General features: G+C 46.6%; 24 protein-coding genes and 2 tRNA genes. 20 read left to right on the forward strand and 6 right to left on the reverse strand.

Annotated features, from left to right (window positions below):
* Positions 1 to 5: 5 nt before the first annotated feature.
* From mraY to IS446_RS06720, 10 genes are all read left to right on the forward strand, one after another.
* On the forward strand, positions 6 to 1,253 hold the full coding sequence (mraY, locus tag IS446_RS06675; protein WP_203059234.1) for a phospho-N-acetylmuramoyl-pentapeptide-transferase: 1,248 nt from the start codon (positions 6 to 8) through the stop codon (positions 1,251 to 1,253).
* Between the two features lies 1 nt (position 1,254).
* A complete protein-coding gene (murD, locus tag IS446_RS06680) occupies positions 1,255 to 2,589 on the forward strand; it encodes a UDP-N-acetylmuramoyl-L-alanine--D-glutamate ligase (protein ID WP_203059235.1) in 1,335 nt (444 codons plus the stop codon).
* A 33-nt stretch (positions 2,590 to 2,622) separates the two neighbouring features.
* Positions 2,623 to 3,825 (forward strand): FtsW/RodA/SpoVE family cell cycle protein, encoded by a 1,203-nt coding sequence (locus tag IS446_RS06685; RefSeq protein ID WP_203059236.1) that lies wholly within the window; start codon positions 2,623 to 2,625, stop codon positions 3,823 to 3,825.
* Complete coding sequence (murG, locus tag IS446_RS06690) at positions 3,818 to 4,921, forward strand: undecaprenyldiphospho-muramoylpentapeptide beta-N-acetylglucosaminyltransferase (RefSeq protein WP_203059237.1); 1,104 nt, start codon at positions 3,818 to 3,820, stop codon at positions 4,919 to 4,921. The genes IS446_RS06685 and murG overlap by 8 nt, the downstream gene beginning before the upstream one ends.
* A gap of 2 nt (positions 4,922 to 4,923) precedes the next feature.
* Positions 4,924 to 6,282 carry a UDP-N-acetylmuramate--L-alanine ligase gene (gene murC, locus IS446_RS06695; protein ID WP_203059238.1) on the forward strand — a complete coding sequence of 453 codons (1,359 nt, stop codon included), beginning with the start codon at positions 4,924 to 4,926 and terminating at the stop codon, positions 6,280 to 6,282.
* Positions 6,279 to 6,998 carry a cell division protein FtsQ/DivIB gene (locus IS446_RS06700; protein WP_203059239.1) on the forward strand — a complete coding sequence of 240 codons (720 nt, stop codon included), beginning with the start codon at positions 6,279 to 6,281 and terminating at the stop codon, positions 6,996 to 6,998. The genes murC and IS446_RS06700 overlap by 4 nt, the downstream gene beginning before the upstream one ends.
* Before the next feature lie 3 nt (positions 6,999 to 7,001).
* The gene (gene ftsA, locus IS446_RS06705) at positions 7,002 to 8,342 is read left to right on the forward strand and encodes a cell division protein FtsA (RefSeq protein ID WP_203059240.1); all 1,341 of its coding nucleotides are present in this window, start codon (positions 7,002 to 7,004) and stop codon (positions 8,340 to 8,342) included.
* Between the two features lie 56 nt (positions 8,343 to 8,398).
* Positions 8,399 to 10,432, forward strand: a complete 2,034-nt coding sequence (gene ftsZ, locus IS446_RS06710) for a cell division protein FtsZ (protein WP_203059241.1) — start codon at positions 8,399 to 8,401, stop codon at positions 10,430 to 10,432.
* A gap of 110 nt (positions 10,433 to 10,542) precedes the next feature.
* Positions 10,543 to 10,995: a GatB/YqeY domain-containing protein gene (locus IS446_RS06715; protein ID WP_203059242.1), complete on the forward strand. Its 453-nt coding sequence runs from the start codon at positions 10,543 to 10,545 to the stop codon at positions 10,993 to 10,995.
* Between the two features lie 41 nt (positions 10,996 to 11,036).
* Positions 11,037 to 11,110, forward strand: a tRNA-Arg gene (locus IS446_RS06720).
* Between the two features lie 457 nt (positions 11,111 to 11,567).
* Here the strand turns inward: IS446_RS06720 and IS446_RS06725 are convergent.
* Complete coding sequence (locus tag IS446_RS06725) at positions 11,568 to 11,735, reverse strand: hypothetical protein (RefSeq protein ID WP_203059243.1); 168 nt, start codon at positions 11,733 to 11,735, stop codon at positions 11,568 to 11,570.
* Between the two features lie 406 nt (positions 11,736 to 12,141).
* Here IS446_RS06725 and IS446_RS06730 point away from each other — a divergent pair, with 406 nt between their 5' ends.
* Positions 12,142 to 13,365: an SGNH/GDSL hydrolase family protein gene (locus IS446_RS06730; RefSeq protein WP_203059244.1), complete on the forward strand. Its 1,224-nt coding sequence runs from the start codon at positions 12,142 to 12,144 to the stop codon at positions 13,363 to 13,365.
* A 263-nt stretch (positions 13,366 to 13,628) separates the two neighbouring features.
* A complete protein-coding gene (locus IS446_RS06735; protein WP_203059245.1) occupies positions 13,629 to 14,051 on the forward strand; it encodes a CBS domain-containing protein in 423 nt (140 codons plus the stop codon).
* Between the two features lie 28 nt (positions 14,052 to 14,079).
* Here the strand turns inward: IS446_RS06735 and IS446_RS06740 are convergent, their stop codons facing one another.
* The 5 genes from IS446_RS06740 to IS446_RS06760 all read right to left on the reverse strand — a co-directional run bounded on the left by IS446_RS06740 (position 14,080) and on the right by IS446_RS06760 (position 18,906).
* Complete coding sequence (locus tag IS446_RS06740; RefSeq protein WP_203059246.1) at positions 14,080 to 15,060, reverse strand: YpdA family putative bacillithiol disulfide reductase; 981 nt, start codon at positions 15,058 to 15,060, stop codon at positions 14,080 to 14,082.
* Positions 15,057 to 15,719, reverse strand: coding sequence for a ribulose-phosphate 3-epimerase (gene rpe, locus IS446_RS06745; RefSeq protein WP_203059247.1), 663 nt, complete (start codon positions 15,717 to 15,719; stop codon positions 15,057 to 15,059). Before rpe ends, IS446_RS06740 begins: the two co-directional genes overlap by 4 nt.
* Before the next feature lie 271 nt (positions 15,720 to 15,990).
* Positions 15,991 to 16,854 carry a sigma-70 family RNA polymerase sigma factor gene (locus IS446_RS06750; protein ID WP_203059248.1) on the reverse strand — a complete coding sequence of 288 codons (864 nt, stop codon included), beginning with the start codon at positions 16,852 to 16,854 and terminating at the stop codon, positions 15,991 to 15,993.
* A 132-nt stretch (positions 16,855 to 16,986) separates the two neighbouring features.
* A complete protein-coding gene (locus IS446_RS06755; RefSeq protein ID WP_203059249.1) occupies positions 16,987 to 17,544 on the reverse strand; it encodes a PepSY domain-containing protein in 558 nt (185 codons plus the stop codon).
* Positions 17,545 to 17,763: 219 nt separating this feature from the next.
* Positions 17,764 to 18,906, reverse strand: a complete 1,143-nt coding sequence (locus IS446_RS06760; RefSeq protein WP_203059250.1) for an acyl-CoA dehydrogenase — start codon at positions 18,904 to 18,906, stop codon at positions 17,764 to 17,766.
* A gap of 85 nt (positions 18,907 to 18,991) precedes the next feature.
* Here IS446_RS06760 and IS446_RS06765 point away from each other — a divergent pair, with 85 nt between their 5' ends.
* From IS446_RS06765 to IS446_RS06800, 8 genes are all read left to right on the forward strand, one after another.
* On the forward strand, positions 18,992 to 20,050 hold the full coding sequence (locus IS446_RS06765) for an anhydro-N-acetylmuramic acid kinase (RefSeq protein WP_203059251.1): 1,059 nt from the start codon (positions 18,992 to 18,994) through the stop codon (positions 20,048 to 20,050).
* Between the two features lie 68 nt (positions 20,051 to 20,118).
* A complete protein-coding gene (locus tag IS446_RS06770) occupies positions 20,119 to 21,345 on the forward strand; it encodes a Glu/Leu/Phe/Val dehydrogenase (RefSeq protein WP_203059252.1) in 1,227 nt (408 codons plus the stop codon).
* A gap of 25 nt (positions 21,346 to 21,370) precedes the next feature.
* Positions 21,371 to 22,732 carry a sodium:proton antiporter NhaD gene (gene nhaD / locus IS446_RS06775; RefSeq protein WP_203059253.1) on the forward strand — a complete coding sequence of 454 codons (1,362 nt, stop codon included), beginning with the start codon at positions 21,371 to 21,373 and terminating at the stop codon, positions 22,730 to 22,732.
* A gap of 54 nt (positions 22,733 to 22,786) precedes the next feature.
* Complete coding sequence (locus tag IS446_RS06780; protein WP_203059254.1) at positions 22,787 to 23,476, forward strand: MotA/TolQ/ExbB proton channel family protein; 690 nt, start codon at positions 22,787 to 22,789, stop codon at positions 23,474 to 23,476.
* A 58-nt stretch (positions 23,477 to 23,534) separates the two neighbouring features.
* Complete coding sequence (locus IS446_RS06785; protein WP_203059255.1) at positions 23,535 to 23,921, forward strand: ExbD/TolR family protein; 387 nt, start codon at positions 23,535 to 23,537, stop codon at positions 23,919 to 23,921.
* The gene (locus IS446_RS06790; protein WP_203059256.1) at positions 23,921 to 24,877 is read left to right on the forward strand and encodes an energy transducer TonB; all 957 of its coding nucleotides are present in this window, start codon (positions 23,921 to 23,923) and stop codon (positions 24,875 to 24,877) included. Before IS446_RS06785 ends, IS446_RS06790 begins: the two co-directional genes overlap by 1 nt.
* Positions 24,878 to 26,092 carry a bifunctional folylpolyglutamate synthase/dihydrofolate synthase gene (locus IS446_RS06795; RefSeq protein ID WP_317192178.1) on the forward strand — a complete coding sequence of 405 codons (1,215 nt, stop codon included), beginning with the start codon at positions 24,878 to 24,880 and terminating at the stop codon, positions 26,090 to 26,092.
* 96 nt (positions 26,093 to 26,188) lie between these two features.
* A tRNA-Val gene (locus IS446_RS06800) sits at positions 26,189 to 26,263 on the forward strand.
* Positions 26,264 to 26,283 lie beyond the last annotated feature (20 nt).

Here is a 26,283-nt window from a genome sequence, read left to right on the forward strand (position 1 = left end):
GATATATGCTGTACTATTTATTTGAGTTTTTGGAAAGAGAATATCAATTGCCGGGGGCGGGACTCTTTGAGTTTATCTCCTTTAGAGCGGCAGCGGCGATTATATTGTCTTTGCTGATCTCGACAATTTACGGTAAGAAGATCATTAATTATCTGCGCAAAAAGCAAATAGGAGAAAGTGTGCGCGAATTGGGCCTTGAGGGGCAGTCGCAAAAGGCCGGAACGCCTACCATGGGTGGGGTTATTATTATCCTGGCTACCCTTATTCCTGTACTGCTTTTTGCAAAACTGGATAATGTGTACATCGAGCTGCTTATTGCTACCACCATTTGGATGGGTGTTATCGGGTTCGTAGACGATTATATCAAAACCTTCAAGAAAGACAAGGAAGGATTAAAAGGTCGCTTTAAAGTGATCGGACAGATCGGGATCGGGATCATTGTTGGGGTTACCCTGTATATGCACCCGGAGGTGACGGTCAAAGAAGAGCTTAAGGCGCCGGCCGGTGTTCAGGTTGAAAATGTGCAGGTAGACGCATCAGAAAGATTGAATAAGGAATATACGGCCGAAGAGAAGTCTACCAAGACAACCATCCCCTTTGTAAAGAATAACGAATTTGATTATTCCGAGCTTTTGGCCTGGACCGGTGAGAATTACCGCGATTACGCCTGGTTACTGTTCATACCCATCGTGATCTTTATTATCACTGCCGTTTCTAACGGGGCCAACCTTACGGATGGGATCGACGGACTCGCTGCCGGAAGTTCTGCCATTATTGCCTTGACCCTCGGGATCTTTGCCTGGGTTTCTGGTAATATCATCTTTTCAGATTACCTGAATATCATGTACATCCCCAGAGTGGGAGAGATAACCATATTTATTTCAGCCTTTGTTGGAGCTCTTGTCGGGTTCCTGTGGTATAACACCTATCCGGCCCAGGTATTTATGGGTGATACAGGTAGTCTTACTATCGGTGGGATCATTGCTGTGATCGCTATTGCTGTACGCAAGGAATTGTTGATCCCTGTGCTTTGCGGGATCTTCCTGGCAGAAAACCTGTCGGTGGTTATGCAGGTGTCCTGGTTCAAGTACACCAAGAAAAAGTTTGGAGAAGGAAGGCGCATTTTTCTCATGTCGCCTTTGCATCATCACTACCAGAAAAAAGGGTATCACGAGAGTAAGATCGTAACCCGCTTTTGGATCGTTGGTATTATCCTCGCCGTATTGTCTATAGTGACTTTAAAACTGAGGTAGTATGCAACGGCTGGCAGTGCTTGGTGGTGGAGAGAGCGGTGTAGGAACCGCCATTTTAGGAAAAAAGAAGGGCTTTGAGGTCTTTGTCTCTGATAAAGGCCGGATCAAGCCCGAATATAAGAACGTTCTTATTCATAACGAGATCCGCTGGGAAGAAGGCGGACACACAGAATCGGAGATCCTTAATGCCGATCTGGTCATGAAGAGTCCGGGGATACCCGATACGGCTCCTTTGGTGAAAAAACTTCATGAAGCCGGGGTCAAGGTGATCTCAGAGATCGAATTTGCAGCCAGCTATACCGATGCAGTGCTTGTAGGGATCACCGGGAGTAATGGGAAAACCACTACGACCATGCTTACCGATCACGTCTTGAAAGAGGCGGGATTAGATGTGGCCATGGCCGGAAATATCGGTGATAGTTTCGCGCAAATGGTAGCAACGCGATCGCCGGAGTACTACGTGCTTGAGATCAGTAGTTTTCAGCTCGATGGTATCGTTGATTTTAGGCCGCATATCGCGGTGATCACCAACATCACCCCCGACCATTTGGACCGTTATGAATATCAGTTTGAAAAGTATATCGCATCGAAGTTTCGGATCGCTATGAACCAGACAGAGGAAGATTACCTCATTTACGATGCCGATGACCCGGTGATCACCGGGTGGCTGGAGCAGCACCCCGTGCGCTCCCGTTTGATACCGTTCTCCCTGGAGAAGGAGCCTGAAGAAGGCGTTTGTATAATAGAAAACGAAATAAAAATAAACATCAATAACCAGCAATTAAACATGTCTACAGAGACCCTAACCTTGCAAGGAAAGCACAATCAAAAGAATGCCATGGCAGCTTCGGCAGTTGCCCAGCTATTAAAGATCAGAAAATCGACCATCAGAGACAGCATGCAGAGTTTTCAGGGGGTAGAACACCGCCTGGAGCAGGTGCTAAAGATCCATGATGTGGTTTTTATCAACGACTCTAAGGCTACCAATGTGAATGCTACCTACTTTGCGCTTGAAAGCATGAAAACGCCTACCGTGTGGATCGTTGGAGGTGTAGATAAGGGAAATGATTATTTGCCTTTGATGTCTATGGTACGCGAGAAGGTGAAGGCGATCATCTGCCTTGGGGTTGATAATGCCAAGCTAATGAACACCTTCGGTAATGTTGTCGATGTGATGGTGGAGACCACCTCCATGAGCGAGGCGGTGCAAATGGCGCATAAGATCGCCGATAAAGGGGAGAGTGTGTTGCTTTCTCCGGCGTGTGCCTCCTTTGATCTCTTTGAGAGTTATGAAGACAGAGGGAATCAGTTTAAGAATGCTGTAAGATCGTTGTAGACGTAGTAACCAATAAACTAAGTACCTGCTTAAGTGCAAGCTATATTTAACAACATAAAAGGAGATAGGACCATCTGGGCCATAGTGACCCTCTTGGCGGTGATATCGTTTCTGCCTGTGTACAGCGCCAGTACCAACCTGGTGTACGTGGTAGGTAACGGGACCACCCTGGGGCACCTGATAAAGCACGGTGGATTGCTGGCCGTTGGATTCGGGATTATCTATGGTGTACATAAAATACCTTACCGTTACTTTAAAGGACTGTCTATTCTGGCCTTACCGCTGGTTTTGGGGTTGTTAGCCTATACTCTGGCTCAGGGCACCACGATTGGAGGTGCCAATGCCAGCCGATGGATACGCATTCCGTTCGTGGGTGTCTCTTTTCAGACCTCTACCCTGGCGGCTATTGTGCTGTTACTCAATGTGGCACGTTACCTGTCGCGTATAAGGAATGAAAAACCTCGTTTTAAAGACTCAATTCTTCCGCTTTGGATGCCTGTTTTTTTGGTTTTAGGTTTAATTTTGCCAGCCAATTTTTCTACGACGGCGATCCTTTTTGTAATGGTTCTTATGGTGTGCTTCCTCGGCGGTTACCCGATAAAATACCTGCTGGGTATTCTGGGAGCCGGACTGGTAGTATTTGCGATGTTCGTGCTTACGGCCAAGGCCTTCCCGGGTGTATTTCCCAACAGGGTGGATACCTGGATAAGCAGGATCGAAAGTTTTACGGGAGATAATGAGGATGCCTCAGATAATTACCAGATCGAGAAGGCGAAGATCGCCATAGCCCAGGGAGGTATCGTAGGAATGGGTGCAGGAAAGAGCGTTATGAAGAATTTCCTGCCTCAAAGTTCATCAGATTTTATTTTTGCCATTATTGTGGAAGAGTACGGCCTTGCCGGCGGATTGGTACTGGTGTTCCTGTACCTGTTATTGCTGTTTCGCATTGTAGTGGTAGCCCATAAGGCCGATTCGGTCTATGGAAAGCTGGCTGTTGCCGCAGTGGGCTTGCCCATAGTGTTTCAGGCCTTTGTGAATATGGCTGTTGCTGTAGAATTATTTCCCGTAACCGGGCAAACCCTGCCGCTCATTAGTAGTGGAGGTACCTCTATATGGATGACCTGTGTTGCATTGGGGGTTATATTAAGTGTGAGCGCCAAAAGACAAGAGTCCTTGGAGCAAGAAGAAGAAATGAATGAGAAAGAATCTAATCCGATAGCGGTATTAAGTGAGTAATTATAAGTTCATATTATCCGGAGGAGGTACAGGAGGACACATCTATCCTGCTATAGCCATTGCGAAGGCACTCCAGGCCCGTTATCCGCAGGCCTCGTTCCTTTTTGTAGGAGCTAAGGATAAAATGGAAATGGAGAAAGTGCCACAAGAAGGATTTGATATCAAAGGATTGTGGATCTCGGGAATTCAGCGTAAGCTAACCCTTACCAACCTGATGTTTCCCTTTAAGCTTATAAGCAGCCTTTTCCGTTCAAGACAGATCATCAAGGCGTTTGAGCCGGATCTTGTTGTTGGTACGGGTGGTTTTGCCAGCGGTCCCCTTTTAAAGATGGCTGCTTCGATGCAGGTGCCTTGTGTGCTTCAGGAGCAAAATTCTTATCCCGGGATCACTAATAAGTGGCTGGCACCACAGGCCGAAAAGATATTTGTTGCCTATGACGGCCTGGAGCGATTTTTTCCGGCTGCTAAGATCGTTAAGACCGGTAACCCGGTAAGGAGCGACCTTTTAAAGATCGATCATCTCAAAGAAGAGGCCATGTCCTACTTTGACTTTGAATCCGGAAAGCCTGTACTCTTTGTGATGGGAGGTAGCCTGGGGGCAAAACGCATCAATGAGCTGGTGGCGCAACACCTCGACCTGTTCAAAGAGCTCGGGGTGCAGGTGCTTTGGCAATGTGGTAAGCTGTATTATGAGCAGTATAAGCATTTAGCGGCTGAAGGTGTAAAAGTGAAGCCTTTTATAAGCCGGATGGATCTGGCCTATGGGTGTGCCTCGGTAATGATCTCACGTGCGGGAGCAAGTTCGGTTTCCGAGCTTTCGATCGTTGGAAAACCGGTGCTGTTCATTCCTTCGCCTAATGTTGCCGAAGACCATCAAACAAAAAATGCGATGGCGGTGGTGGAGAAAGGTGCTGCCCTGATGTTGTCCGAAAAAGAACTCGATGCGAGTTTTGAAACCGTGTTTCGTGAGCTTATTACATCTAAAGAGCAACAACAGGCGCTGGGAACAAATATCAGGAAAATGGCCCTGCCACAGGCAACAGAGAACATTGTAGACGAGATCGTGAACATATTAAATATCCGAAAGAACAAATAAGCATGAACGCGCTTGATCTTAAACATATCGATAAAGTATACTTCCTCGGGATAGGAGGTATAGGTATGTCCGGACTTGCACGTTATTTTAAGTTCAGAGGGATGGAGGTGGCCGGATACGACCGCACTGCAACGTCTATTACACGTGCCCTTCAGGAAGAGGGGGTCGATGTGCATTATGAGGACCATCCGGATAGTATTCCCGAGGCTTTCAGGGTAAATACCCCGAGGCTTTTGGTAGTGTATACTCCTGCTATTCCTCAGACTAATGTGGAGTGGAATTATTTTGTCGATGGTGGTTTTGCCATGCTCAAGCGGGCAGAAGTGCTTGGTCTCATTACCAGAGATTCTAAATGTCTGGCCGTAGCAGGTACGCACGGTAAAACGACCACATCGAGTATCCTGGCGCATCTCTTAAAGGCATCAGGATACCCAATAACAGCCTTTTTGGGCGGGGTGTCTGAGAACTTTAACAGCAACTTCCTTATCGAAGGTGAGGAGATTACTGTGGTGGAAGCCGACGAGTTTGACAGGTCGTTCCTGCAGCTCGATCCGGATATTGCCTGTGTCACCTCTATGGATGCCGATCACCTCGATATCTATGGAGAGAAAGCGGTTCTCGAAGAAGGCTTCAGGGCCTTTGTGAAGAAAATAAAACCCGGAGGCAAGCTTTTGGTGCGTTACGGTTTACCCCTGAATGGGATAACCTACGGATTCGAGCCTGAAGCCGATTACCGGTTTGAAAATATTAAGATTTCCAATTCAGCCTACACATGCGATTTGGTTACGCCTTATGGCGAGGCACGCGAGGTGGTGTTCAGAAAGCCTGGACAGCACAACCTGCTTAATGCTTTAGTAGCACTGGGAATGGCGGTCGAACTGGGTGCCCCCCTCGACCGCCTTACTAAAGCCCTGGAGAGCTTTAAGGGTGTAAAACGCCGGTTCTCCTACCAGATCTTCACCCCTGAATTGGTGTATATCGATGATTATGCCCATCATCCAACAGAGATCGAAGCGGTGCATGAAGCAGTTCGAAGTTTTCATCCGGATCGCCGGATCACAGCTGTTTTTCAGCCTCATCTCTACAGTCGTACAAGGGATTTTCTGGAAGCTTTTGCCGGAGCTCTGGAGAAGTTCGACGAGATTATTTTAATGGAGATCTATCCGGCACGTGAGCTGCCCATACCCGGGATCAATGCCGACCTTTTGCTGAGCAAGATCGAGCATCCCCGAAAGCAGGTCATGACCCGCGAAGCGCTGCTCGGATATTTAGGAAAGAGCCAACACGAGGTCGTGGTTTCTATGGGTGCCGGAGATATCGGCGCCATGGTGAATGATATAAAAAATGTTCTGATATCGTGAAAAAGTACGTGCAACATATCAAGATCGTGCTGATCGTACTCCTGGTTATCGTGTCATTCTCGTTCGCTAATTATCGCAACGATAAACGTACAGTAAATAAGGAGACAAAGATCGAATTTCTCAATGAGGAATCGCTCTATATCACGCACTATGCGGTTAATAACTTGTTGATACAAAACAAGGACACAGCCTCGAAGGTGCACCGAGAAAGTTTAGATTTAAATGAGGTCGAAATGCTTCTTAATGAGCATGATATGATCAAGGATGCGGAGGTTTGCCTCACCGTATCCGGAACATTGGGAGCTCGTATCGTGCAGCGTACCCCGATAGCCAGGGTCGCCGGGAAAGAACATTATTATGTAGACGATGAAGGAAAGTGGATGCCTTTGTCGCCGGTATATGCTGCCAGGGTGCCGTTGGTTACAGGGCAGGTAGCAAAAGATAGATTGCAGGGGGTTTTTCACCTTGCGGATTTTATTTACCATGATGATTTTTTAAAGAAGAATGTCATTGGTATTCACAAGGACAAGGCCGGATTTAAACTCCGGTTTCGAACAGACGATTTCGTTTTGAGGTTGAGTGACCTGGAACGACTCGATAAGAAGTTTAACAATTTTAAAGCTTTCTACCAGAAAGCCACCAAAGATAAGTCGTTGGCCGCGTATAAGGCTGTAGACCTGGATTTTGACAACCAGGTGGTGTGCACCAAAAAATAAGATATGGAAAGTACTAATTACGCTGTTGGATTAGATATAGGTACCACAAAGATCGTGGCCATGGTTGGCCGTAAGAACGATTACGGTAAGATCGAGATCCTGGGTATAGGAAAATCGAAAAGCCTTGGGGTACATCGCGGGGTGGTGAATAATATTACCCAGACCATACAATCTATACAACAGGCTGTGGAAGAAGCCGGTAGTGCTTCAGGTGTTAAGATACACGACTGTGTAGTGGGTATTGCAGGTCAACATATCAGAAGCTTGCAGCACAGCGATTACATTACCAGAACCAATTCTGAAGAAGTTATTGGAGAAGAAGATGTAGACGACCTTTGTAATCAGGTGTACAAATTAGTGATGCTGCCGGGTGAAGAGATCATTCACGTGCTTCCGCAGGAGTATAAGGTAGACGGACAAGCAGAGATCAAGGAGCCTATAGGAATGTATGGCGGTCGCCTGGAAGCAAATTTCCACGTTGTGGTAGGGCAGGTGAGCTCGATCAGGAATATTGGTCGCTGTGTAAAGAATTCAGGGCTCGATCTTTCGGGTATCACCCTTGAGCCATTGGCTTCGGCAAATGCAGTGTTAAGCCAGGAAGAGAAAGAGGCCGGGGTAGCCCTTATCGATATAGGAGGTGGAACTACCGACCTGGCCATTTTTAAAGATGGAATTATAAGACATACAGCAGTGATCCCCTTTGGAGGTAATGTGATCACTGAAGATATTAAGGAGGGCTGTTCGATCATTGAAAAACAGGCAGAGCTGCTTAAGATCAAATTTGGGTCTGCATGGCCCGGAGAAAATAAGGACAACGAGATCGTATCGATACCTGGTCTTCGTGGGCGTGAACCCAAAGAGATCACACTTAAGAACCTCTCGAAGATCATCCATGCCCGTGTGGTAGAGATCATCGAGCAGGTGTATATGGAGATCAAGAACTACGGTCATGAAGAACAAAAGAAAAAGCTGATCGCCGGGATCGTTCTTACCGGTGGGGGCAGTCAGCTTAAGCATTTGAAGCAATTAGTGGAATACATTACGGGCATGGATACCCGTATCGGTTTTCCAAATGAACACCTGGCCGGTGATTCTGATGCCGAAGTAGCCAGTCCGATCTATGCCACGGCAGTAGGATTGGTCATGAAGGCTCTGGAGCAGCGTGAGCGCAATGCCGCCGCCATGGTGATTGAAGAAGAGCCGGAAGTGATCGATGAGCCACAGGTTACAGAGGGGCCTGAGGATGGGGAGACTGAGGAGCCGGAAAAACAGGAGCCGCCAAAGAAAACGTTCCTGGAACGCTTTTCAGATAAGCTTAAAGATTTTTTAGATAACGCCGAATAACCCAACCCGTTTCGGAGTTAACTAACCAATAATAATAGGGGTAAAAAAGTGTAATTATGAGTGGAGAAAACAACAATTTGGGCAACATTTCATTTGATCTGCCGAAGCACCAGAGCAATGTGATCAAAGTGATCGGTGTAGGCGGAGGAGGAAGCAATGCGATCAACTACATGTACCAGCAAGGGATCAAAGGGGTCGATTTCGTGGTGTGTAATACAGATGCTCAGGCATTGCAGAACAGTCCGGTACCGAATAAGGTCCAACTCGGCGTTTCACTAACTGAGGGGCTTGGAGCAGGTGCTAACCCTGAAGTAGGAGAGCAGGCTGCGGTAGAAAGTCTTGAGGAGCTGCAATCCATGCTCGACACCAATACCAAAATGGTATTTATCACTGCCGGAATGGGTGGTGGTACCGGAACAGGAGCGGCGCCGATCATTGCTAAGATCGCCAGAGATATGAACATCTTAACGGTAGGTATCGTAACCAGTCCGTTCCAGTTCGAAGGAAAGAATCGATGTGCACAGGCTCAAAAAGGGGTAGAGCGCCTGCGTAGTAATGTCGATTCACTCATTGTGATCAATAACAATAAACTTAGAGAAGTATACGGTAATCTTGGGTTTAAAGCCGGATTCTCTAAGGCAGACGAAGTCTTAGCCACTGCAGCTCGAGGTATCGCCGAGGTTATTACACATCATTACACGCAAAACATCGACCTCAGGGATGCTAAAACGGTACTCTCTAACAGCGGTACCGCCATTATGGGGTCTTCTACATCTACAGGGTCCAACAGGGCGCAGGAAGCGATCATGAAAGCGCTTGATTCGCCACTGCTAAATGACAATAAGATCTCCGGGGCTCAAAACGTATTGTTGCTCATAGTTTCCGGAACCGAAGAGATCACCCTCGATGAGATCGGTGAGATCAATGATCATATTCAGGAAGAGGCCGGTCATAATGCGAACATCATTATGGGTGTTGGTGAAGATGAAGAGCTGGGTGATGCCATCTCTGTAACCATTATCGCCACCGGATTTAATTCTGATCAGCAGCACGAGATCACCAATACTGAGGTAAAACGCATTATACACACCCTTGAAGACGAACAAAAGGCAACTCACGATCTGAGTCCTGAAGGAAGTGCGACAGGGATGATTAAAACCGACCGTCCGGTACAGCAGCCTCCCAGGCCGGAAGCAGCAAAACCGGTAGTGCATCAGTTGGAAGATCCTGAAGAGGCTCCGGTGCAGCCGGAACTTCCTATGCAACAGGAGCAAACAATACAGCAGCAACCTAAGCAGGAGGTGCCAACCATAGATCTCGTACCAACTTCAGAGTTGATCAGGAATATGGAGGTGACCTTTGAGGAGGTAAAGGCTAAAGAAGAAGATTTTGTGATCATCGATACTACAAATGAGATCCGCGGAATAGATGTGGTCGATGCGCAAGAGCTACAGAGAGAAGAGGAAGAGAAGCAGATCTCTTTGTCTTTTGATCTGCCTCTTCAGGAAACTAAGCCACAGGAAGAAGAAGTGAACAATACGATCACTTTCGATCTCGGCGACGAGGTAAACGACATGGAAGTTAAGGACCCTGTAGAAGTGGTGTCAGAGACGCCTAAGCCTGCAGATGAGCCTACGATATACAGTTTAGGAGATTACCTGGACGTAGAGGAAACGTTGAACAGCGCTCGTGCAGAACAACCCGGGCCGGCATCTAAACCGACACCTAAACCTGCAGAGGTTATGGAAGAAGAGTTTCAGGTAGAAAAGAAAGTGGTTCCTGCAGAGGAAGTGCCTCAGGTGAGGCCTTCAGAAGAAGCCGATCCGTTCAACAGTTCGATCGAAGACAGCTTGAGAAAGCGTGCAGAAGAGCGCAGACGCAAGCTTAAAGATTTCAATTATAAGTTTCAGAATAACACCGCCAGGATCGATGAGATCGAGAAGCAGCCGGCCTATAAGCGCATGGGTATCGACCTTCAGGACCATCGCTCTCAGGACACTTCTTCATCGCGTATGAGCATTGGTTCAGACAGCAATGACGAGGTGCAGCTAAGAAGTAATAATTCGTTCTTACACGATAATGTTGATTAATAGCAAAACGACATGCAGTGTTGCGCGAAAACCCGGGAACCGATCAAGGTTCTCGGGTTATTTTTTTATCTTCGCAAAGCTGTTTTTAAGAAGTTAAAAAGCGAGAATTTATGAGCTTACAAGATAAAGTAATGGCCGAAATGAAGGCCGCTATGAAAAACAAGGACGCCGCAGCTCTGGAGGCTTTAAGAGCGGTGAAATCAGAACTCTTACTGGCTAAGAGCAATGCAGAGACCAAGGACGGACTCACTGAAGAGCAGGAGATCAAGATCTTGCAAAAATTGGTGAAGCAGCGCAAGGAAAGTGCTGTTGTGTTCACCGAGCAGGGACGTGAAGATCTGGCCGGTCCTGAATTGGCACAGGCTGCCATCATCGAGAAGTTCCTGCCTGAGCAAATGAGCGTAGAAGAGATCGAAAAGGTAGTTGTGGCTATCATCGAAAAGACCGGTGCTTCAAGCATGAAGGAAATGGGGCAGGTTATGGGAATGGCCTCTAAAGAATTGGCCGGAAAAGCCGATGGAAAAACCATTTCTACTATTGTGAGAAATAAATTAGCGGGTTAAATTAGCCCCCGTCAATACGTAGTGGTTCGTATACACGAACAGGCCCCGTAGTTCAACTGGATAGAATATCAGATTTCGGCTCTGAGGGTTAGGGGTTCGAATCCTCTCGGGGTCACTACAAGCAGAAAACCCATCGCGAAGGCGATGGGTTTTTTTATACCCTGAAGTCTCCCGAGCTTGCTCGTAGGAGACGGAAGGGTATAAAAAACATCAGGCCTGTAAGGCCTGTGGGTTTTCTATTTGCAAAGGGGAATTCACCGAGGATCTGCAACCCTCTCCCAACCTGCCAGCCGGCGCGTTGGATGGGGTGCTTGATGGCTTGTAGGTGTTAAGTACAGTAGTTCGCCGTAATTTCTACCTGGCCTCTTTCCGTCTCCAGCGTTCGCTGAATGCACCTTCCGCCAATCGGTGCAATGAGCTGTCTGGAGTTTAGGTATTTGGAGTAGGTGGGATTGTCTTTCTATTTGCAAAGGGGAGTTAACCAAGGATCTGCAATCCTCTCCCAACCTGCCAGCCGGCGCGTTGGATGGGATGCCTCATTGCCTGGTGTTGTTATGTGCAGCAGTCCGCCACTATTCTTCCTTCTCCTTATAGGTAAACATAAATGCTGCACTAAGCGCGATCAATAATCCGGTACCAAAAATAAGGTCAGACAATTCCACCTTTAGAAAGTGCAGGGCAATGCCGATCACTGCCAGGGCGATGCCAAGAAACAGAAGTTTATATCGGGTAAGATTCATAGTGGTATATAAAATTTGGGAACGTTAAGATAGTAATTCCTATGCCTATAAGGTAATTCTTACATATTATTGATGTGAAACGCCTTGTTTTTGTGGTTAGGATGAAAATTCCGAAGTCTCTTAAGGACTTCTTTAATTTGTTGACATTAGCACAATGATTATTTCTTATACACGAAACCTTTTCGTAACAAGTTTGGCTTAGGTTTGTCTCCGACTACAGAGCACTCTGTTTCAGGATCACATGCAAGGCAGGTGATCCGGTCAATAATCAATTTACTTACTTCGTTCTTAAGAGGTGTCTGTATTTAGTTACAGGCACTTCTTTGTTTTGTAACCTCAACTATTTTCTTTTCATGCCGGTTGTATCTCATGTCGCAACGCCTTATCTTTAGTTAAAATACTGGTAATGAGATCTATAAAATTAATTTTCTTGCTTGTGGTACTTCTTGTGGGGTGCAGGCAGGGAGCGCAAAAGGAGGCAGGACCTAATGGTGGTGAATTGGAAAAGCAGGAGGAAGAAACACCGGTTGAAACGGTAAAAGACAGTCTTGATCCTTTGGTGGCCGATACTCCTGAAATGCAATTGGAAGAACGTGCTCCTGATACCCTTTATAATTACTTCGGTCGAACGCGCCAAGGGGATGATGGTGTAGCAGAGCTCATAGGTTCTGCGGCCTCCGTCAGGTTCAGAGCGTCAGGAGATACGGTAAAGCTCGATCTGGAGGTAACGGGTAATGATCACGGGTATGCATTGGTAACCCGAAACGATAAGTTAAGCTGGAAGTACAAGCTCTCCGGTGGTAAAAGAACTTCTATTGCCATACCCTTGACAAAAGATCCCGGATGGAACGAGATAGGTGTCTATAAACTTACTGAAGCGGTTAATGGTGGCTTGTTGTTTCACGGTGCCAGGGCCTCTGGTTTGAGTCGGACCTCGTACGATCCCGAATTGGCAATAGAGTTCATTGGGAACTCTATGACCTGTGGATATGGTGTAGACCAGGATCAGGTAGCTTGCGGCGAGGGTGTTCCTTTTGATCACCACAATCCTTACGAAGCCTTTGCAGCTAAGGCGGCCAGGACCATGGGAGCTGCCTATAATTTGAGTGCCGTAAGTGGTGCCGGTGTGTATCGCAATTATGGGGAGGCCGATGTGTTAACCATGCCGGAGCGTTATGGGGATCTCTATCTGGGTGAACAGGGTCAAGATACCTGGCCACCGGAAAATTGGGATCCGGCTATTGTGAGTATATGCCTGGGCACCAATGATATTGGAGGTATGCGTAATGGTGCTCGTGCCGACTTTGATAGGGATGCTTTCGTGGGAAGTTATATCGAATTCGTTAATTCCCTGAGGGTGATCTACCCTGAGGCGGCTTTCGTTCTGGTAGACTCTCCCATGCTTAAAGCAAATGATGATCAACTTCTGAAGGAGTCTCTGAACCAGGTGCGCGATCATTTTTCTGATGAGCTCATTATTGGCGTACTGAACTTTAAAGACATTGGTATTTCGGGCTGTGAAGGGCATCCGGGAATTCAGGATCACGATCAGATGGCCAGGCAACTCAGGTCTTTCCTGATACGTACCCTCGACGAGATCGCGGAAATGGAAGAGAAGACCATGTCGTGAACAATGGACTTAAGTACACCAGTTAAACCGGAGATTATAACGACTTTTCGGTTTTGTAATGACAACGGTCATGTTTTAAATTGTTGTGTAGTAGTATTTTAGGTAAAGATGAAAAGGAGTAATGAAGTTTAGGGAAAGTGCTGGATCATAGGTGATTCGATCTTCTTAAAATTACTTCCTGCCGGATTACCGGCAATGCTAATCTTAATGTTAAACTTTTGGCGTAGATAAAACTACGAACCTGGAAATAAATACTGGAAACTATGGATACCAAGGAGAAAGTAGCGAAGATCATGACCACAGAAATGGTTCAGTTAGACCTTAATGACGATCTGTACAAGGCGGAGCGACTGTTCAATAAACACAAAATACGCCATATTCCCGTGACTGACGGTAAAAAGATCGTTGGTATTCTGAGTATGACCGATCTGATGCGAATAAGTTATGCTGATGTGATCGATGAAGACGATGACACTGTAGAGTCTGTGGTGTATAATATGTTTAAATTACCACAAGTAATGACCCGTGTACCTGAGACGGTGACTGCAGATACCACCATCAGGGAGGCTGCAGCCATTTTAGCGACCAGGGAGTTTCACGCCCTGCCGGTCGTTGATAACGACGAGCTGGTGGGTATTGTTACCACTACCGATGTGATACGCTATTTCCTGGAAGAATGTTATTGATCCGGGGTAAATCCTTGAGGAAACGGTTTTAGTGTAGTTGCTTTCTTTTAGACTCCAGGTGGTCAAGGATGATCTTAGCATGTATCCTTGAATTTTCTATAAACCATAGGTGGGTGTCCATTCCCCCGCAAATTACTCCTGCAAGGTAAAGGCCGGGAACGTTCGTTTCCATGGTTTCTTCATTGTATTGAGGGTAGTATTTACCGTCATCCGATAGTTCGATCCCCAGGGCACTTAAAAACTTGAAATTGGGTCTGTATCCTGTAAGTGCAAGAACGTAGTCGTTCGGGATGCTTATCTTTTCACCTTCCTGATCTATGAGGATATGGTCTGCTTTGATCTCGAGGACCTCTGCATTGTAGTACGCGGTCACAGAACCTTCTTTGATGCGATTCTCAATATCCGGTTTAACCCAATATTTTACGCGATTTCCTATAGCGGGGCCTCTTACGATCATGGTCACCTCGGCTCCCTTTCTGTAGCATTCCAGGGCAGCATCGACAGCCGAATTACTGGCTCCGATCACGGCCAGCTTTTGCATGGCGTAAAAATGCGGGTCTTTATAATAGTGGCTCACTTTGGCCAGTTCTTCTCCAGGGACGTTTAAAAGATTAGGGAGGTCATAGAACCCTGTGGCTACCACCATGTAATTCGAGGTATACGTCCCTTTTGATGTTTTGATGTGAAAGAGCCCGTCTGCTTTCTTTTGCGCCTGTTCAACCTTCTCGAACAGGTTGATGCGAAGTTTGTTGGAAGTAACGATTCGCCGGTAGTACTCCAGGGCTTCATCCCGTTTGGGTTTTGCTTCCTTGCTGATAAATGGAATGCCGTCGATCTCCAGTTTCTCAGAAGAAGAGAAAAATTGCATGTTCGCCGGGTAGTTAAACAGGGAGTTTACCAGCGCTCCCTTTTCCAGGATCAGGTAGTCCAGTCCTTTTTTCTGAGCTTCGAGCCCACAGGCAATACCTATGGGCCCTCCGCCTATAATAATGAGTTCTTTGTGGATCATTTAGTGATCACCTCTTTTAGGTTTGCAATGGTATCCATTGGCGATTCGCTGGAAAAAACAAAGCTTCCCGCTACCAGGGCATTGGCTCCTGCTTCAATAAGTGCCGGAGCATTCTTGGCATTAACACCTCCGTCAACCTCAATTAGGGTCGAGGCGTTATGTGCATCGATCATCGCCTTGAGCTGACTAACCTTTTTATAAGTGTTCTCGATGAATTTTTGACCACCGAATCCGGGGTTAACACTCATGATCAAAACCAGGTCGATATCCTGAATGATGTCTTCCAGTACCGAAACAGGGGTGTGCGGATTCAATGCAACTCCGGCTTTCATGCCTTCTGCCTTGATCGCTTGCAGTGAGCGGTGAAGGTGGGTACATGCTTCGTAATGTACGGTGAGCACTTCTGCTCCCAGATCGGCAAAATGTTTGATGTATCGATCCGGATCTACGATCATAAGGTGTACGTCAAGTGGTTTTTTTGCATGCTTACCGATGGCCTTGAGCACAGGCATTCCGTAAGAGATGTTGGGTACGAAAACGCCGTCCATAATATCGATGTGAAACCAATCGGCTTTCGATTCGTTTACCATTTCGGTGTCTCTCTGAAGGTTACCGAAATCGGCTGCCAACATGGAAGGGGCAATGATCTTGTTTTTCATAGGAAGTTTGTGTTTCCCTGCAAAAATAAGGTAAATTAATATATGTTCCGGTGTGTTTGGCGAGGGTGTTTCAGTGAGTATATCAGGCTGGTGGTAATGCTCTTTTTGTAGGGTAGTGTATAGAAATGAAAAACTCCGGTAATCAGCCGGAGTTCATTCATCAATCAAAAAACGAACAGTTATGATAAACTGTTGTAATTGTATATGCGGTTTAAAGATATTATCACTTATGCGAGTGAAAAATACAGAAATATATGCTTAATTCCAAAACCTAACCAAGATAGGTCTTAAGGATCTTGCTTCTCGAGGTATGCTTTAGCCTGCGAATCGCTTTTTCTTTGATCTGTCTAACACGCTCTCTTGTAAGGTCGAAGGTCTCTCCGATCTCTTCAAGGGTCATTGGGTGCTGGTCGCCCAGTCCGAAGTAAAGACGTATCACGTCTGCTTCTCTTGGGGTAAGGGTTTCCAGTGCTCTTTCGATCTCTGTGCGAAGTGAATCGTGTAAAAGGTCCTTGTCCGGGTTTGGAGACTCTCCACTGCGAAGTACGTCGTAGAGGTTAGAATCTTCACCTTCAACAAGGGGTGCATCCATGGATACGTGGCGTCCGGAGTTCTTCATAGACTCTTTCACGTCGTTTACAGACATATCCAGTTCCTTGGCGATCTCTTCAGCAGAAGGTACACGTTCGTGGGCTTGCTCAAGAAATGCAAAGGTCTTATTGATCTTGTTGATCGATCCGATCTTGTTAAGGGGTAGCCTAACGATCCTTGATTGCTCTGCCAGAGCTTGAAGAATAGACTGGCGAATCCACCATACGGCATAAGAGATGAACTTAAATCCGCGGGTCTCATCAAAACGCTGAGCTGCTTTGATCAATCCGAGGTTTCCTTCATTGATAAGGTCTGGAAGTGTGAGTCCCTGATTTTGGTACTGCTTGGCCACAGAAACAACAAATCGAAGGTTGGCCTTGGTTAACTTCTCAAGGGCACGCTGGTCTCCGGCTTTGATTCTTTGGGCCAATTCCACCTCCTCATCTGCGGTGATAAGGTCAACTTTACCAATTTCCTGTAGATACTTGTCCAGGGAAGCAGTCTCACGATTGGTAACCTGCTTCGTAATTTTGAGCTGTCTCATCTAATCTCTCCTGATTGTTTAATAGGTGAATAATGGGTATGCAGGTATTTATACGTACGAAACCGTGAAAAGGTTACAATAATTTTGAAAAAAAATAATCTTGAAGTGTTTATGGGGTTCTAAAGGCGAGGCCTAACGCAGGCGTTTCATATACTTTGGGCCATACCACAACCAAAATCCCGTAACCGTAAAAATGAGTAATGCCAACCCACTGATCACCGTATACATCACTTTAAAAATACCGTGGGGAATACCCAGGGTGTCGTCTACAATAGAGCCGTCATGAACATCTTCCAGCCAATCGCTATGGCGCCTGCCTGTGCTCAGGATCGCCCCGCTGCTACCATCTACCTGAACTTCCAACTGCCCTTCTGTAAAAATGAATTTGGCAATACCCTTTTCCTTGCGTACGTCTATACGGTCAAGGACTCCTGCGGTGATTCCGTTCTTTTCCATATGAGTGGTCACCAGTGCTTCCAGGGTGTGTAGCGGAAGCCATTGGCTAAGTTCTGTCGAAGTTCCTTTTTGAGTTTCAGGCAAAATATAACCTCCGCTGTGCTTTTTTAAACCCAGTGCCAATCCCGAGACGGCTATAAAAAGAAAGCATAAAAAGAGAAAGGCTCCCGTGTATCGGTGAACTTTTCTGAAGTTTCTCAGGATCCTGGCATGTGTTTGACGATGGGTGGCCATGGGCTTGATTTAAGGCCATCAAACATAGAAGTATTTTTTGTTCTCTTTTGCTTCCTGTTTTGTTTTATGAACAATTTAACAGCGCAGGGGTGCGTTTATCCGGGAGGTCCTGTCGGGAAATAATGTTTTTAAGCCGGAAGAAAAGTCCGGGCAGCGTATAAAAAAACACCACCGAAAAATGCGTTTCCGGTGGTGTTCATATAATGGTCTTTAAGATGATCAGTCTCTTAGGATGCCTCTTGAGATCACGATCTTTTGGATCTCGCTGGTTCCTTCGTAGATCTGAGTGATCTTGGCATCTCTCATAAGGCGTTCTACATGGTATTCTTTCACATATCCGTTACCACCGTGTACCTGTACGGCTTCAGTGGTTACATCCATGGCAACCTGTGAAGCGTAAAGCTTTGCCATAGCTCCACTAAGGTCGTAGTTCTCTCCGTTGTCTTTGTCCCAGGCCGATTTTAACACCAGGTGTCTTGCGGCCTCGATCTGGGTGTGCATATCTGCAAGTTTAAAGGCAATGGCCTGGTGTTTGTAGATCTCTTTTCCGAATGCTTTTCTCACCTTCGCATATTCTTTGGCCAGTTCGTATGCACCTGCGGCAATACCAAGGGCTTGGGAAGCGATCCCAATGCGACCTCCTGCAAGGGTCTTCATCGCGAATTTAAATCCGAAGCCATCTTCACCGATACGATTCTCTTTGGGAACCTTGACGTCGGTGAACATTAACGAATGGGTATCACTACCGCGAATTCCCATTTTTTGTTCTTTTGGTCCGATCTCAAATCCCTCCATGCCTTTCTCCATAATAAAGGCGTTTATGCCGTGGTGGCCTTTTTCCGGATAGGTCTGTGCGATCACCAGGTAATAATCGGCAGTACTCCCATTAGTGATCCAGTTCTTTGTTCCGTTGATCAGGTAGTGGTCTCCTTTATCAATGGCTGTGGTCTTTTGTGAGGTGGCATCACTACCTGCTTCGGGCTCGGAAAGGCAAAAAGCTCCAAGCTTTTCACCGGTAGCCAATTTGGTCAGGTATTTTTGTTTTTGCTCTTCAGAACCATAGGTTTCAAGTCCCCAGCAAACGAGAGAGTTGTTTACACTCATGGCCACAGAGGCCGATGCGTCTACTTTTGAGATCTCTTCCATGGCTATAGCATAGGAGATGGTGTCCATACCGCTTCCTCCGTATTTGGGGTCAACCATCATACCCATGAACCCAAGCTCACCCATCTTTTTGATCTGCTCGGCAGGGAATTCCTGTTTTTCATCTCTTTCGATAACCCCTGGTAATAGTTCGGTCTGCGCAAAGTCACGGGCAGCCTGTTGTATCATTAAGTGTTCTTCAGAAAGCTTATAATTCATTCTTTTTGGATTTTTTTTAGAAAAGTCGGTCAAATATAGTTTTTAAATGCAATTTTATCAATCCTGGTTGGTTAATTTTGTCATAATGAAAAAGAAGCGCTTCTCCGTACTGGGAGTTATGTCCGGAACCTCTCTCGATGGTGTCGATATTGCACTCTTACATTTTGAAGAAGGTGATCCCTGGACCTACACCATTCTTAAGGCCGAAACTATAGGCTATTCTTCCTATTGGAAGCAACAACTGCAAGATGCTTTTTACCTGGATCAAGACGCTCTCCAGGTCTTTGATATCGCCTACACCGAATACCTTGCCGGTGTGCTCTCTGCCTTTATTGGCAAATACGCTATAACCGAACTCGATGCGATATGCTCTCACGGCCATACCATATGGCATAGGCCGCAGGACGGGGTTACGGTACAGATCGGGAATCGCCCGGAACTGGCGACGCTGGCCGGATTTCCTGTAGTGTGTGATTTCAGGGGGCAGGATGTTGAACTCGGGGGGCAGGGCGCCCCGTTGGTGCCGATTGGAGATCGTATGCTCTTTTCAGATTATCGCTATTGCCTCAATCTTGGTGGTTTTGCCAATGTATCGCTTGAAGGGGCGCATGGCAGGCTGGCCTATGATATATGTGCTGTGAATACGGTTTTAAATCACTACGCCTCTAAATTGGGATTTGCTTATGATGCAGAGGGGGAGATAGCGCGTTCGGGTAAGCCTCATTCCGGTTTGCTGGCTGCCCTTAACGATTTGGATTTCTATAGTGAGAAGCCTCCAAAATCCCTGGGAGTAGAGTGGGTGGGAGCGCAGGTATTGCCGCTCATCGATGGTTTTGGTCTGAACGAGAAGGATGTTCTGGCCACATATACCTTACATGTGGCAGAACAATTAGCTCTTGCAGTTGGAGACACCGGCAATGTGCTGGTTACCGGTGGTGGTGCGATGAACGCCTATTTGATGGAATTGTTGCAGGAACGCTCTTCTTCTACGGTCGTTATACCGGAGCAGCACCTTGTTGATTATAAAGAAGCATTGATCTTCGGGTTGCTCGGGGTTTTGCGACTTCGGGAAGAAGTAAATTGCTTAAGCAGTGTTACCGGGGCTCGTCGGGATCATTGTTCAGGCAGGGTGTTTGAACCTTGATTTTCGGGCATAACCCACAGAGTCATTATTAGTTTTTTATATTTGGGGGCATTTACCTAAAAACTACTATGAAACAACTTTTAAAGAAGTACGAAGAAAAATCACCAGAGATCGTATTCAATTGGAAGGATCCGCAAACCGAAGCAGAAGGCTGGGTAGTGATCAATTCACTGCGCGGCGGAGCTGCCGGTGGGGGTACCCGCATGAGAAAGGGACTTGATATGAACGAGGTACTTTCTCTGGCCAAGACCATGGAAGTAAAATTCACCGTGTCGGGGCCTGCTATCGGTGGTGCGAAATCGGGAATCAACTTCGATCCTAAAGATCCCCGAAAAAAAGGAGTGCTCGAAAGATGGTATCAGGCTGTTTCTCCCTTATTAAAAAGTTATTATGGTACCGGAGGTGACCTCAATGTGGACGAGATCCACGAAGTAATCCCTATCACAGAAGACTGTGGGGTATGGCACCCGCAAGAAGGGGTTTTCGCAGGGCACTTCAGACCTACAGATGCCGATAAGATCAACCGTATTGGTCAGCTCAGGCAAGGGGTGATCAAGGTGCTTGAAAGTGAAGGGTACTCTCCTGATATTAAACGAAAATATACCGTTGCCGATATGATCACCGGTTTTGGCGTTGCAGAAGCGGTGAAACATTACTACGCTATTTATGGCGGTGCCGTAAGGGGTAAAAAAGCGATCGTGCAGGGCTTTGGCAATGTAGGATCTGCTGCAGCGTATTACCTGGCGCAGATGGGTGCCAGGATCGTAGCTATTATCGATGGTAACGGCGGACTCATTAACGAGGCAGGGTTTAGCTTCGAGGAGATCCGTCAGTTATATCTCAATAAAAAGGGTAATACCCTCGGAGGGCAGGATCTGCTTTCTTTTGACGAGGTGAACCAAAAGATCTGGGACCTGCAGGCAGAGATCTTTATGCCTTGTGCTGCGTCCCGTTTGATCACCAAGGAACAGATAGACCGACTTATTGCCGGCGGACTGGAAGTGGTGAGTTGCGGGGCTAATGTGCCTTTTGCAGATGAGGAAGTGTTTTTCGGGCCTATTATGGAAGACACAGATAAGCGTATAAGTCTTATTCCGGACTTTATCTCCAACTGCGGAATGGCAAGGGTATTCGCCTATTTTATGGAACGAAGGGTGGAGATGACCGATGAGGCTATTTTTAACGATACTTCAGAGACCATTAGAAAGGCACTTCAAAATACCTATGATCGCAATAGCGCCACAACAAATATCAGTAGCACTGCTTTTGAAATCGCATTAAAACAATTAATTTAGATTATTCTAAACCTAACAATCTTTTATGGAAACGATAATTATTCTGGTTTTTATTCTCGGATACCTCCTCATAACGCTGGAGCACAATATTAAAATTGACAAGCTTATCCCTGCATTGGGAATGATGGCCTTGCTTTGGGCGATCATCGCGTTAACGCATCTGCCTGTTTTCGAGGTAAATGCCGAGCTCCGTGAGCTCGAAGGCACACACCTGGAAGAGATATTGCTGCATCACCTGGGGAAAACGGCCGAGATCCTGGTGTTCCTGCTGGGGGCGATGACCATTGTAGAGATCATCGACTACTTTGATGGCTTCGCTACCATCAAGGGGTATATCCGGGTAAAGAATAAGAAATCGCTCTTATGGATCTTTGCAGTACTGGGATTCATTCTTTCTGCTATAATAGATAACCTTACCGCTACCATTGTTTTGATCACCATTCTTCAAAAAGTGATCAAGGATCGCAATCTGCGTTTGTGGTTTGCGGGTATTATTATCATTGCTGCCAATGCCGGTGGTGCATGGTCGCCTATTGGAGACGTGACCACTACCATGCTTTGGATCGCTAACAAGGTAACGGTGATGCAGCTTATCCTGCACGTGTTCCTGCCTTCTATTGCCTGTATGGTCGTGCCTGTATTTATCGCCTCGAGAATGAGTGTCTTTAAAGGGCAGATCGAAGGGGATTTTGGGAGTGATATGCCTAAGAGTCCTTACAGTTCAGTTATGCTGTATCTCGGATTGGGTTCGATTGTTTTTGTACCTGTTTTTAAGACGATCACCCATCTCCCTCCCTATGTCGGAATGATGCTTTCTCTTGCTGTGGTTGCTGCTTTTGCAGAGATCTACAGTAGTTCGAAGTTCAGTATCTCTGAGGTTACCATAGATGAGGATAATGATCCGGTAGGACATCATAGTCCGGTACATCACTCGCTTTCACGAATCGAAATGCCGAGTATTCTATTCTTCCTTGGGATCCTGATGGCCGTTGCGGCCCTGGAATCTCTGGGAATGTTATTCCACTTTGCAGAAAGCCTGGAGGCCTCCATGCCTAAGTTGGGTACTGAAGGAGTTGCTGCCACGGTTTCAGATCTTGTTGTACTTATCCTGGGAGCCGGTTCGGCCGTTATCGATAACGTACCGCTGGTAGCAGCGAGTATTGGGATGTTCTCTGTTCCTGTAGACGACCCTGTATGGCATTTTATCGCCTATGCAGCGGGTACAGGCGGAAGTATGCTTATTATTGGTTCTGCTGCCGGAGTGGTAGCAATGGGGATGGAAAAGATCGATTTCTTCTGGTACCTCAAAAAGATCGCATGGCTTGCCCTCGTTGGGTTCCTGGCAGGGGCGGTGATCTTTGTTCTACTCCGTAATTTTGTTCTTTAAAGCATAATTAAATCCAAATTTTACCGTTATAAATTTTAACCTATTTCATCGCTTATGATACTTTTTCAAGACGCCTCACAAGAAGTGGCCACAGAAATGCTCCCGGAAGAGCAAACGCTATCAGTTATCGATCTTATCGCTAACGGAGGTACCGGTAGTGTGGTGATCATCGCTATCCTGTTCGTATTGTTGTTCGTTGCCTTGTACATCTATTTCGAAAGACTGTTTGCTATTAAAGCGGCGTCGAAGATCGATAAGAACTTTATGAATCAGATCAGGGATCACGTATCAGGTGGTAAGTTGGAATCGGCACGTATTTTATGTGCGCAGACCGATTCACCTGTAGCCCGTTTAACAGAAAAAGGGATCTCCAGGATCGGTAAGCCTTTAGAGGATATCAATAAGGCGATCGAAAATGCCGGAACCCTGGAAGTGTATAAGCTTGAGAAGAATGTGAGTATCCTTGCAACCGTTGCGGGTGCAGCTCCTATGATCGGATTCCTCGGAACCGTGATCGGGATGATCCTTGCTTTCCACCAGATGGCAACCAGCGGCGGACAGGCAGAGATGGGGCAGTTGGCCAGTGGTATTTATACTGCGATGACCACGACCGTAGCAGGTCTTATTGTAGGTATCGTAGCCTATATTGGTTACAATCACCTTGTAGTGCGCACCGATAAGGTGGTGCACGCTATGGAGAGTAATGCTGTTGAATTCCTCGACCTGCTCAACGAGCCGGCTTGATCGTATCGTACAGCAGTGTAATCTGTGAACGTCCCATTAGGTAATTAAAACCTGTCTTATGAAATTAAAAGGAAGAAATAAGGTGTCTCCGGAATTCAGTATGAGTTCCATGACCGATATCGTATTCCTGCTATTGGTGTTCTTTATGATCACCTCTAACGCACCGAATGCACTTGACCTGTTGCTGCCAAAAGCTAAAGGAAAATCCACCAATACCCAGAACGTGGCGGTGAGCATTAACAGGAACCTGGAGTTCTTTGTAGATAACACCAAGGTGAAGCCCGAATTTCTTGAAACGGAGCTCAAGAGACGTCTTAAGGACGTTGATAAGCCAACCATCATTCTAAGGGCCGAAGAAAGCGTACCTATTACCAATGCTGTGGAGGTAATGGATATAGCGAATCAAAATAATTATAAGGTAATTCTGGCCGTAAGGCCCAAATAATGTCGTTTCTCGATACCAGACATAAACGCAAGTCGTTCACCGTAACTTCTATTATCCTGGCAATGCTAATTGCCCTGATGTTCTACGTTGGCCTTTCTTATCTCGATCCGCCACCGGAAGAGGGCATCTCTGTGAATTTTGGCTATATGGATACCGGTAGTGGCGATGTACAGCCAAAAGAGCCGATACGCTCCAAGCCTGAACCGGTTCCCGAGCCGGAACCTGTACAGGATGAAGTGGAGGAGGTAACCCCACCTCCGCCAGAACCGGAGCCTGTTGAGCCTGAAGCCGAAGAGGTGGTAACCCAGGAGTCGGAAGAATCGGTGGTCATGAAAAAGGCAGAAGAAGAGCGTTTGCGTAAGCTCGAGGAAGAACGCAAGGCTAAAGAACGCGCCGAGCAGCTGGAAAGAGAGCGTATCGAAGAAGAGCAGCGTAAGGAACGTGAGCGTATCGAAGAAGAACAACGTAAGGAGCGCGAACGCCAGGCCGAGCAAGAGCGTGTTCGTAAGGAGCAGGAGGCCAAGAAAGCCCGTCTTGACGCTATGATGGGCGGACTCAATAACAGTGATGGTAAGGCTACCGGAGGAGAAGGAGATGACAATTCCCCCGGAGATAAAGGGCAGCTCAATGGCGATCCCTATGCCAGTAGTTATTTTGGAAGCCCCGGAAGCGGGTCCGGAGGTTCCGGTTACGGACTTAATGGTAGGAATAAGGTGGGAGGTCAAAAGATCATCCAGGACTGTAATGAAGAAGGTAGGGTGGTCGTAAAGATCGTCGTAGACAGAAATGGCCGTGTAGTAGAAGCCCAGCCTGGAGTGCGGGGAACTACCAATACCGCCAGTTGTCTTTTAGAACCTGCCAAAAGAACTGCACTAACATTTAGATTTAATTCAGACCCCAAAGCACCTTCCAGACAGATCGGATTTGTTGTGGTGAACTTCAAATTGGGAGAATAAATGATGACATATCAGGAAACGGTAAACTGGATGTACGTTCAGTTGCCCATGTATCAGCGCGAAGGAAGATCGGCTTTTAAACCTAAGTTGGTCAATATCACTGCCCTGGCAGCCCATTTGGGTAACCCTCAGAACACGTTTAAGAGTATTCATGTGGCCGGAACCAACGGTAAGGGTTCTACCAGCCATATGATCGCATCGGTGCTGCAGGAAGCCGGCTATAAGGTCGGATTGTATACGTCGCCACACCTCAAAGATTTTCGGGAACGCATCAGAATAAATGGAGAAACCATATCCGAGGCCGATGTGGTGAGATTCGTAGATCGTAACCTTGCCTTTTTTAAGGAGCATCAGTGTTCGTTCTTTGAGATGACCGTGGGGATGGCTTTTGATCATTTTTCAAGAGAAGAGGTCGATTACGCAGTGATCGAAGTGGGTCTTGGTGGCCGTTTGGATTCTACCAATATTATAACGCCGGTGGTTTCGGTGATCACCAATATTGGGATGGACCATATGGATATGCTTGGCGATACCCTGGAGGCTATAGCAGGAGAAAAGGCCGGGATCATTAAAAAGGGTGTGCCTGCTGTGATCAGTGAGTACCAGCGGCAAACATGGCCGGTATTTAAAGAAAAGGCTGCTAAGGAGCAAGCACCTTTAATACTTGCAGATGAGCTTTCTGAAGATTTTAAAACAGATCTTAAGGGGAAGTACCAGGTGAAAAATATACGGGCTGTTGTTGCAGCAGTAAGAAGTCTATTGTTGCCGGAAGTGAGTGAGGAGGTGATCAAAAGCGGACTTTTAAAGACCGTTGAGAATACCGGATTGCTGGGGCGTTGGCAACAATTGGGGACAGATCCGCTTATCATTTGTGATACTGCTCATAATCGCGAAGGGCTGGAGTTAGTAATGTCGCAACTTCAGGAAGAGGATTATGACCATTTGCACATAGTTATAGGTGTAGTAAAAGATAAGGACCTCGATCGCGTATTACCTGTTTTCCCGGTGAATAATGTTACCTATTATTTTGCCCGTCCGGATATCCCAAGGGGAATGGATGCTGCCGATCTTCGTGCAAAAGCATCAAAGTATGGTTTGCAGGGGGTGGTATTTGATTCTGTTTCAGAAGCTTTCCGGGAGGCTCAAAACAAAGCGGCCTCGGGAGATCTTATATTTGTTGGAGGAAGTAATTTTACGGTTGCAGAAGTACTTTGATTATTTTGAGTTTTTCTTTTGCAGGATTAAAAAACTGTTCTATATTTGCATCCGCAATCAGGGAATAGCAAGCTATTTCAGAGAGTAAATTAAAAAGGGCGATTAGCTCAGTTGGTTCAGAGCACCTGCCTTACAAGCAGGGGGTCACTGGTTCGAATCCAGTATCGCCCACAACCCAAGATCCCGATAGG

The sequence above is a fragment of the Robertkochia sediminum genome (assembly GCF_016786255.1).
Taxonomy (GTDB): domain Bacteria; phylum Bacteroidota; class Bacteroidia; order Flavobacteriales; family Flavobacteriaceae; genus Robertkochia; species Robertkochia sediminum.